A 9,287-nucleotide genomic window follows, 5' to 3' on the forward strand; every position below is an offset into this window, starting at 1 on the left:
CATGTTGCCGCTAAAATCACCAGTCATACTCTACGCCTTTTTCTGCGTCAGCGTTTTGGTATTGATGTGCTTACTTTTGAACAGCATCCTCTGGCTTCATTCACATAAGGCGTATAAGTATAATTAAAATGACAACGACGGTTTGGAATTTTTGTATCTAAAATCCTAATACCTGCATTGATTTTTCAAGCACTTCCTTCGGACGAAATGGTTTAGTTAAATATAAATCAGCGCCAACATTTATACCTTTTTGTTTATCAAATTCTTGTCCTTTAGCAGTCAACATGATAATGTAAACATCATCCATTTTTAAGTCATGCTTAACTATCTGGCAAACTTCTAAACCACTCATTTTTGGCATCATAACATCAAGAAAAACGAGATTTGGTTTTTCTGTTTTAATAGTTTCCAGTGCGTCTTCACCATTTCTCGCTGTTAAGAGTTCTACACCTTCATCTTCTAATGTTTCTAGAGCTTGTTCCATCAAAATTACGATGTTAGGTTCATCATCAACAATCAGAATTTTTTGCGACATATATAAATCCAATTTAACTTCTAAAAATTATTTTTATAGGTAGGGAAATAAGAGATTTGTGATTAGATACTAGGAGTTAGAGGTTAGGAATTATAAAAGCAAGTTTTTGAGTGTAAAAATCCTAGTCCCCAGACCCTAGCCTCTCTTAATTCAGTGATCAGCCAACATGATAAAAAACACATTTTCTAAATCTTTTTCAAACCGTAGGGTTTTCACTAAGTCGGTTTCCGCAGAAAAGATGGAATCAATGATAATCATGTCAGGTTTAACGGCTCGCGCTTTGTGCAGACATTCTTGGGGATCTGAGGCTTCAATTACGCTGTATCCCTGAGTTTGCAGAACATCGGATAATATTTTGAGTGTGGAAGAATTTTTATCAACAACTAATACCTTTTTACTGGAAGTGCCTTGAGAAAGTAGTAAACCAATTTCACTCAAAAGTTGTTCTGAGTTGATGGGTTTGGTGAGATAGCGATCAATACCAATATGGTAGCCACGCTCTTTATTTTCAATAATTGACAAAATGATGATGGGAATATCTGCCGTTTGGGGATCATTTTTTAGGACGGCTGCTACATCAAAGCCGTTAATTTGTGGCATCATCACATCCAAAAGAATTAAATCGGGACGGGCAATTTTGATTTGATGAATTGCATCCATACCGTCTTTTGCTTCTCGCACTTTGTAGCCTTCATTTTCTAATTGCTGTCGGAGTAATTCTCGAATATTGGTATCATCATCTACTACTAAAATGGTTTTGCGGTTTTCGTAGAGTACGGCATTACTAGTAATGACATGTTCTTTGAGTTGTTTGACCAATGCCTCTAAATTAATTTGTCCATTGGCTTGGTCATCTTTGGCATAAATCGGAATCAAAAACGAGAAAGTGCTGCCTTTTCCTGGTTCACTTTCTACCCAAATTCTGCCGCTATGATGTTCAACAATTTGTTTGCAAATGGGTAATCCTAATCCTGTACCTTTGGGTTTGTCGGTGAGGGTATCACCAACTTGGCGGAATTTCTCAAAGACTTTTGGTTGGTCTTCTGGGGTAATACCAATACCTGTATCAATGACGCTGATGCAAACACCTTCGTGCTGTTTTTGGACGCGACAGGTAACAGTACCAGCTTGAGTAAATTTTACTGCATTGGAAATTAAGTTAATCAGGACTTGCAATAAACGGTTGCGATCGCCCACTATTTGCGGTAAACCAGAATCAATCTCGCTCACCAGTTGCAAGCCATTGGTTTCAAACAAGGCGGCGGTGGCTGTAGTCGCCCAATCTAATAACTCACCAGGATCAAGCGGCTGCATGTGCCATTCCACCTTCCCAGCTTCCATTTTGGCAATGTCTAAAACATCGTTAATCAAGGATGTGAGTCGTTCTGCTTCCGATACAATAATGTTGAGGTTGTCACCTACCCGCTTAACGGTTTTTTGCAGTTTACGGTCTTCGGTAGTCAGCATAGGAAAGACATCGGTTTCGAGTTTTTCTTTGATAATAGAGGCAAAACCCAACACCGAAGTTAAAGGTGTCCGCAGTTCGTGGGACACTGTGGAAATAAAATCGGTCTTCATTTTGTCCACTTCTTTTTCGGCTGTGATATCCCGAATTAGCAGTGCAGAACCAAAACAGGTTGCAGGTTCGTTAGCTATAGTTTGTTTAAAGATGGCGGTGGCGACGGCTTGACCAATGCGTTCTTTGGCTAATTCAATTTCCGCCGCAAATACTTCTTGGGGATGAGATTGAGTTTGTTGAATCAGATGTGCTAAACCTGCGATCGGTAGTTCTTGATAGTTGCCCTTGACAGCGTTGGCTGTCAATCCTTGCATGGTTAAAAAGGCAGGATTGAAATGGGTAATTTGCCCTGACATATCTACCACTAACAAACCATCCGCTAAGTTATCCAAAATGGCATTTAACCCTTGAGCTTCGGCTAGGGTATCTTGCAAAGCGGCTGTGCGTTCAGCAACTCTTGTTTCTAGTTCTTGATTGAGTTGGCGGAGGGCAATTTCAGCTTGTTTGCGGGGGGTAATATCAGTATTAATTTCTAACACTGCACAAGGTTCACCAGCAGCATCTCGTTGCAAAGTCCATCGACTCTGGACAGTAATAATTTTGTCATCATGGGTAATATGTTGGACTTCTCCTTCCCAATTGCCTTGCTGTAATAACTCGGCTGTGATTTCTGCTTTGGGTTTGGGAAAGATTTTTTTGAGAAATGTGTAAATATATTGGTCTTTGACTTCTTCTCGCGTCCAATGGTAAAGCCTTTCTGCACCTTGATTCCAGTAGGCAACTTTATCACTCATATCGCGGACAATAATCGCGTCACTGGAGTGATTTAGCATATCTAATAAACGTTGATTTTCTGCTTCTGCCAGTTTACGGGCGTGAATATCTGTGCAAGTGCCAATCCATTCCTGAATGCTACCATCTGCGGCGAAAACAGGAGCGCCACAAACGGAGAAATAGCGGTAAATCCCGTCTTTGCCCCGCAGGCGATATTCAGTTTGGTAGATACTGCGGTTCGCTACGGCTGTCTTCCAGGCGGCTTGGGATTGACTACGGTCGTCAGGATGAATCGGATCAATCCAACCCCAACCTGCAACTTCTTCTTCAGTTTGCCCTGTATAAGCAATCCAAGTGATCATTTCACTGCTAATCCCTAAACCTTCGGCTGTTGCGCCCCAAACAATTTGAGAAGTAGCGGCGACTAAAGAGCGATATTTTTCTTTTAATCTTTGATTTTCTGCTTCTGCGAGTTTGCGATCGTGAATATCTGTGCAAGTGCCAATCCACTCTTTGACGCTACCATCATCTTCAATCACAGGCGCACCCCAGACCCAAAAGTAGCGATAGTTGCCATCTTGACCACGAATGCGGTATTCAATTTGATATTGGCTGCGGTTGGCTACGGCAATACCCCAAGCTTCTCCAGTGTAGCCGCGATCGTCGGGATGAACAGCATCAATCCAACCGCCGTTTTCTGCTTCTGCTAAACTTTGCCCGGTGTAAGCTATCCAGTCGGTAAGTTCAAAGCAAATTCCCTCTGGTGAACTCACCCAGACAATTTGCGTGTTAGCTTTAATCAAAGAACGGTATCGCGCTTCACTCTGTTTTAAGATTTTTTCGGATTCCTGATCTGTTTTTTGAGTTTGTCTGAGGTCAGTAATATCTTCGACACTCGACCAAATCAACTTCTCTCCATCTCGCTCAATCATGGCCGCAGAAATTCTTACCGACACTAAATGTCCATCTTTGTGGATGTACTCTTTCTCATAAGGTTCGTAGCGACCAGTTTTTTCTAAGTTTTCTATGATGGCTTGCTCAGTGGCAACATAATGCTCAGGAGTAATCTGCCAATTGTTGAGGTTAAGAGTTTCTGGAACAGTACGCCCCAAAATCTCAGCGTAGGCGGAGTTGGTATGAATTAAAGTCCCATCTGTGCGGTAGAGTAACAGACCAACGGGACATTTTTCCAAGAGATAACGGTTAAATTCGTCAAGTTGGTTAGACATAATTTAGAGTTTCCTAATATCTATGGGAGATTAAGTAGGTCGGCGTAAATAATTGTTGTTGGAATAAGGCAGGGGAGAAAGAATTTGAGCCTTATTTAGTTTTTTCCACATAGTTTGGATTTACTTAATAAGGAATTTGAGTAGGGGTGGGACAAGCAAACCAGGATAACAAGGTGGAGTAGAGCTTTAAGGCAATTGGATGACGTTGAAACATTTGATAAATTTCACTGGCGGAAGTTGTGCTGACATCTGGACTCTGCTGTGAAAGTCGCCGGATCAGTTGACTGTGGCGAATCAGCATTTCATGGGATTTGAGCATAGGGTTTGTAGATGAAATGAAACCATCTGTTGGGGATGTTTTGGTTTCTTTGGTGGGTGGCGCTAAAACACTGTTAGCGGCAAAATTTGTCTTATCTTGATGCTTCTCAACGTTGGCTACTGCTGGAGAATTAATTGGAATTTGAATCCAGAATTCTGTGCCTTGGCCTGGTTGAGAAAGACACTTGAGAATTCCTTGGTGTCTCTCGACAATCACTTGATAGCTGATGGCCATACCTAAGCCAGTACCTTTCCCAATTTCTTTGGTGGTGAAGAAGGGATCATAAATCCGTTGGATGATTTCTTCTTTCATCCCTGGGCCATTGTCAGCAATACAAATCACAATCCACTGATTGTCTAGGTTTTGGGTGCGAATGGTGATTTGAGGTTTAGTTAATTGACTTTGGACAATTGATTCTTCTAAAGCATCAATGGCATTTGCCAAGATGTTCATAAACACTTGATTTAACTGTCCGGGATAGCACTCAGTAGGGGGAAGTTGGGCATAGTTTTTGATCACTTGAATTTCGGGGTGATGAGAAGTTGCTTTGAGGCGATGGCGGAGGATCATCAGTGTCCCGTCAATACCGTCGTGGATGTTGACGGTTTTGATTTGGGCTTCGTCGTGGCGGGAGAAGTTTTTCAGGGATTTAACAATTTCTACGATGCGATCGCTCCCTAGTTTCATAGAATCTAGTAGTTTGGGTAAATCCTCACTGATAAACTCCACATCGATATTTTCGATTTTTGATGCCAACTCAGCCGGCACTACAGGAAAATTCTTCTGATACTCTTGTAATAAGTGCAACAAGTCTTCAGCATATTCAGAAACACAGCGCAAGTTGCCGCAAATAAAGTTAACCGGATTGTTGATTTCATGGGCAACGCCGGCTATGAGTTGTCCCAAGCTGGACATTTTCTCACTTTGAATTAACTGAGTTTGCGCTAGTTGCAAATCTTGTAAGGCTTGCTGGAGTTTTTCAGTCTGGGCTTTGGCTTGGGCGGTTGCTTGGATGCTTTGTTCATACAGCACAGCTTTTTCAATGGCGACTGCGGTTTGGGAAGCAAAAATACTTACCAGTTTGAGATGCTCGGCTTTATATGCGTCGATTTTATTTGTACCAAGGGCGATCGCACCTAGTATCCGTTCTTTGGCACGCAAGGGAACGCAAATCAGCCCGTGAATGTTTTTTTCATCTCCCAATCTTGGATCAGCTTGCACATCATTAATCAGTTCTGCACGCCCAGATTGGATAATGTGACCAATAATGCCTTTGGTGGAGGGAATTTGGCTCTGCTCAAACATATTGCCAAATTCGGAAATCACTTCCAAAGTTGCTGCATCTTCATTCAGTAGTAAAATCGTCCCCGCCGATGAGTCAATTAATTGACTCATTTCCTGAAGCACGAGTTGAGCAATTTGTTTGGTATCTAAACTCGTTGTCAGTTGCGTCGAGATATCCTGAAATAAATCAATTTCCTGATATCGCTCTAGTAATTCCTTGGCTAGTTCTTTTTTTTCGGCTTCTTGTTTGGCTAACAGCGATAGCAAACTTGCAACTGTCTGTATTTGTTCTTGTCCAACTACCCAACCGATGTTTTCTTGTCCAACCTCAATTGGATATCGGTTGTTTGTAGTTTGCGTACCAATACTGAACAGTGGTGTACCGTCTAACAGTTCAATATGAATAGCACTGTTGATTTGGTTGGCTAAGTTCTGAAGCAGGGATAATAATTCTTTTTTGTTCAGAATTTTTCTTAAGCTAATGATAGACATATCTCACCTCCTCTAAAGAACTTGGATATTTACCTGTGAGCCAACCAAGCAAGTGAGGAATTTTTGGGAATCTTGCTGCTAAGTTTTTGCTTTGTAGCAGTTGAGTATTTCGTTCAAGGTGTACATTTTTTGGGAAAATCAAGCCTTGAATGTACAAGTTCTTGAGGATTTTCAGGCGATCGCGTGTAAATACTTCCATAAAATGTTGGAAAACAATGGGGAATTGGTCAGCACAGCGAATACCCGATAAACTAAAGTACGACCCCCAGCATCAATCTTCCAAGCCATGATCTAGTCAGCTACTCATGAGAACATCTCGTAACCAAACATGAAAGAGGAACTCTTGACTAGGTACTATGATTTTTACTCAGCACTCAGCAAGAAAGTTGCCTGCAAAGAGAACTTGCGTACGTGGGAAACCCGCGTTGAGCAAAGTTCGGAAGTTTCCCCCACCCTTGTAAACTTCGGTGACTCAACACTTTCAAACTAGGAATCTGCACAGTTGCATCAGCATAACCATTTATATACTTAGGAATTGTCATCACAGTCTAGGGATCTCATCTTGCTCAATTAAGACTAGTCTTCCCAGAAATTTTAGCTGTATAACTATTAGGTGAAGATTGGTGATTTTTCCAACAGTCAAGCTCTTTGTTAATCACCAATTTCTCAATTTAAATATTTATTAAGCAACTGTATGTTAAATTTATCTGTCCACTTACGAATTGCTTGACTACACTTAGAAATTAGCAACTGCATTGCTGTCCTTAAGCGTAATTATTATGAATTTATCTTTGAAGCAACTGGCTATTTACTTATCTTTACTATTGGTTGGTGGTGGTGCAGGTCTGTTTGGTAGTCGCTATCTCCTGACACAAAATCGCTCGTTTCGAGAGTTAAGAAATGTGACAGCAGCTTTACCTCCAGAATCTGTCACCCCTTATGCGCCCAGTGGTAGTTTAGGAGCGACTGGCGGGGATAACGTGAATTTTATTGCTACAGCAGTGCAGAAAGTCGGCCCGGCTGTAGTCCGAATTAATGCAACTCGGAAAGTCGCAAATCCCATCTCGGATGCTTTAAAAAACCCCCTCTTGCGCCGCTTTTTTGGTGACGAGGAACAAGCCATTCCCCAGGAACGGATTGAACGCGGTACAGGTTCAGGATTTATTTTGAGTCAAAATGGTGAATTGCTGACAAATGCCCATGTAGTTGCTGATACAGATACAGTCCAAGTCACCCTCAAGGATGGTCGGACTTTTGAGGGCAAGGTCATAGGTATTGATACGATTACAGATGTAGCGGTTGTCAAAATTCCTGGTGATAAATTGCCGACGGTGAAGCTGGGCAATTCGCAAAATTTGATTCCTGGACAATGGGCGATCGCTATTGGCAATCCTCTGGGTTTAGATAACACTGTTACCATCGGCATTATCAGCGCCACTGACCGCACCAGCGCCCAAGTTGGTGTACCGGATAAACGTGTAAGTTTCATCCAAACTGATGCAGCTATTAACCCTGGTAATTCTGGCGGGCCATTGTTAAACGCCCAAGGCGAAGTTATCGGCGTAAATACCGCCATTCGCGCTGATGCCCAAGGATTAGGTTTTGCCATTCCAATCGAAACCGCCGCCCGTGTGGCTAAAGAATTATTTACTAAAGGGCGGGTAGATCATCCTTTCTTGGGAATTGAAATGGCAGACTTAAACCCCACCAAAAAACAGCAAATTAATCTCGAACACAAACTCAACATCAAGCAAGATTCTGGTGTGGTGATTAAGGGCGTATTAGATAACTCGCCAGCAAAACGGGCTGGACTGCTTCCTGGCGACATAATTCAAAAAGTGAATGCAAAACCAGTTAAAACAGCCGCCCAAGTGCAGAAGCTAGTCGAATCCAGCACAGTCGGCGATATCCTCGTACTTGAAATCAACCGCAGTGGCAAAATACAGACTTTAAAAGTGCAGTCAGGTGTCTATCCGAAAAAATAGTCAATCGTCCAACAATTTTAGATTTTGGATATTTAACCAATCTAAAATCTAAAATTGACTATTGCCCCTCAGACAAGTAATCTAACTGCATTCTTTGTTCCATCTGCCGTAAGAAATACCCCGTCATCATTGCTGATGCTAATAGCCCAGCCAGATTTTCTCTGTCTGTAGTAATTTGCACATTGAAGTTTTCTGCGGGTAGCATTCCCACTAGCCCTTGGACGTTTTGGGAAATTATTTGCTTAATTTCAGGGCTGACAGACTGGGCGACACGCGCTAACACATCAGGCGACTGATGTTGCAAATACTGGAGTAACTGATTGGGATTTTCCTCAAAGTTCTCGCCTAGAAGTTGATTCGGGTGTTCCTCGGAGTTGTCATTCAAAAAGTCAGGGTCAAACACCATTGGCAGTCTTTTTTAGCTTAGTTGCTAATTCTACTCTAAACCATAGTACAAGGGTAGCGTCTTTTCCACAGGTATGGGTTTTATATCTACCTGAAAGAAGGCTTAGGGGCTAGTATCGCTACGCGGTACTAGATTGTTGTATCTACTTCTAATTCACCCAATAAAGTTTCTGGGACGATATTTGCTAACTTGACTGACTCTAAAAGACTTTGCCAATCTCTTTGCAAAGCAGCATCACTTGGACGCTGACGACGTAACTGCGCGAGGATAGCCAAACTATCGTACCAAATGCCATTGGCTGCATATAAAGCCGCACGTTCTCTTGGCGAAGCTTTTTTTAACTTACTAGTCAAATCTTTGTCAGGAACGATTTGTTTGACAGTTCCAGCCACAGCTTGATCTAAGCTGCGGTCTGAGTTATTGCAAATTACTAAGAATATCCAATCATATTCCTGGCCAACTTCAAGTAATGGTTGATTTTTATCAGCAGGTAAATCAAGGCTAAAAATTCCAGATTTTTGATTAACTTTGTATTTTTGTTGATAAATTACTTTTTTATCAGCATCTTGTACAATCAATTCAAATCCTTGTATAAAAGTTTTCGCAGTTTTGGGAAGATAGAAAAATAATTGGTTCTTCCGGTATTTTTATGGTGAGTAATAAAGTTTAGTAAATTTTAGTAACTATATTTTAATGATGCTCAGGCTGAAAACATAGACTGTGTAAGTATTACAACAGTTTTAA

6 protein-coding genes and 2 pseudogenes are annotated in these 9,287 nt (G+C 41.5%); 2 read left to right on the forward strand and 6 right to left on the reverse strand.

Annotated features, from left to right (window positions below):
* Positions 1-108: pseudogene (locus H6G74_RS31990) on the forward strand (IS982 family transposase); the annotation flags it as partial.
* Positions 109-157: 49 nt separating this feature from the next.
* Here the strand turns inward: H6G74_RS31990 and H6G74_RS30580 are convergent.
* From H6G74_RS30580 to H6G74_RS30595, 4 genes are all read right to left on the reverse strand, one after another.
* Positions 158-535, reverse strand: a complete 378-nt coding sequence (locus H6G74_RS30580; protein ID WP_190971261.1) for a response regulator transcription factor — start codon at positions 533-535, stop codon at positions 158-160.
* Positions 536-685: 150 nt separating this feature from the next.
* Positions 686-4,057 carry a PAS domain S-box protein gene (locus H6G74_RS30585; protein ID WP_190971262.1) on the reverse strand — a complete coding sequence of 1,124 codons (3,372 nt, stop codon included), beginning with the start codon at positions 4,055-4,057 and terminating at the stop codon, positions 686-688.
* Between the two features lie 124 nt (positions 4,058-4,181).
* Entirely contained in the window at positions 4,182-6,152 is a 1,971-nt protein-coding gene (locus tag H6G74_RS30590) for a sensor histidine kinase (RefSeq protein WP_190971263.1), read from the reverse strand.
* A complete protein-coding gene (locus tag H6G74_RS30595) occupies positions 6,139-6,351 on the reverse strand; it encodes a hypothetical protein (RefSeq protein ID WP_190971264.1) in 213 nt (70 codons plus the stop codon). The genes H6G74_RS30590 and H6G74_RS30595 overlap by 14 nt, the downstream gene beginning before the upstream one ends.
* A gap of 580 nt (positions 6,352-6,931) precedes the next feature.
* Between H6G74_RS30595 and H6G74_RS30600 the strand changes: the two genes are divergently transcribed.
* Complete coding sequence (locus tag H6G74_RS30600) at positions 6,932-8,137, forward strand: HhoA/HhoB/HtrA family serine endopeptidase (RefSeq protein ID WP_190971265.1); 1,206 nt, start codon at positions 6,932-6,934, stop codon at positions 8,135-8,137.
* A gap of 58 nt (positions 8,138-8,195) precedes the next feature.
* On the opposite strand, the gene H6G74_RS30605 is transcribed toward H6G74_RS30600, so the two are convergent.
* Together H6G74_RS30605 and H6G74_RS30610 are read right to left on the reverse strand one after the other, a co-directional pair.
* Positions 8,196-8,543, reverse strand: coding sequence for a DUF760 domain-containing protein (locus H6G74_RS30605; RefSeq protein WP_062287000.1), 348 nt, complete (start codon positions 8,541-8,543; stop codon positions 8,196-8,198).
* A 128-nt stretch (positions 8,544-8,671) separates the two neighbouring features.
* Positions 8,672-9,166 (reverse strand): annotated as a pseudogene (locus H6G74_RS30610) (DUF928 domain-containing protein); the annotation flags it as partial.
* Positions 9,167-9,287 lie beyond the last annotated feature (121 nt).

It is taken from the genome of Nostoc spongiaeforme FACHB-130 (assembly GCF_014698475.1).
Lineage (GTDB): Bacteria > Cyanobacteriota > Cyanobacteriia > Cyanobacteriales > Nostocaceae > Nostoc_B > Nostoc_B spongiaeforme.

What these genes read in the sequence shown, in the direction of transcription:
- H6G74_RS30585 (WP_190971262.1), bottom strand. Translation starts at nt 4,057, where the DNA reads ATGTCTAACCAACTTGACGAATTTAACCGTTATCTCTTGGAAAAATGT.
- H6G74_RS30580 (WP_190971261.1), bottom strand. Translation starts at nt 535, where the DNA reads ATGTCGCAAAAAATTCTGATTGTTGATGATGAACCTAACATCGTAATT.
- H6G74_RS30590 (WP_190971263.1), bottom strand. Translation starts at nt 6,152, where the DNA reads ATGTCTATCATTAGCTTAAGAAAAATTCTGAACAAAAAAGAATTATTA.
- H6G74_RS30600 (WP_190971265.1), top strand. Translation starts at nt 6,932, where the DNA reads ATGAATTTATCTTTGAAGCAACTGGCTATTTACTTATCTTTACTATTG.
- H6G74_RS30595 (WP_190971264.1), bottom strand. Translation starts at nt 6,351, where the DNA reads ATGGAAGTATTTACACGCGATCGCCTGAAAATCCTCAAGAACTTGTAC.
- H6G74_RS30605 (WP_062287000.1), bottom strand. Translation starts at nt 8,543, where the DNA reads ATGGTGTTTGACCCTGACTTTTTGAATGACAACTCCGAGGAACACCCG.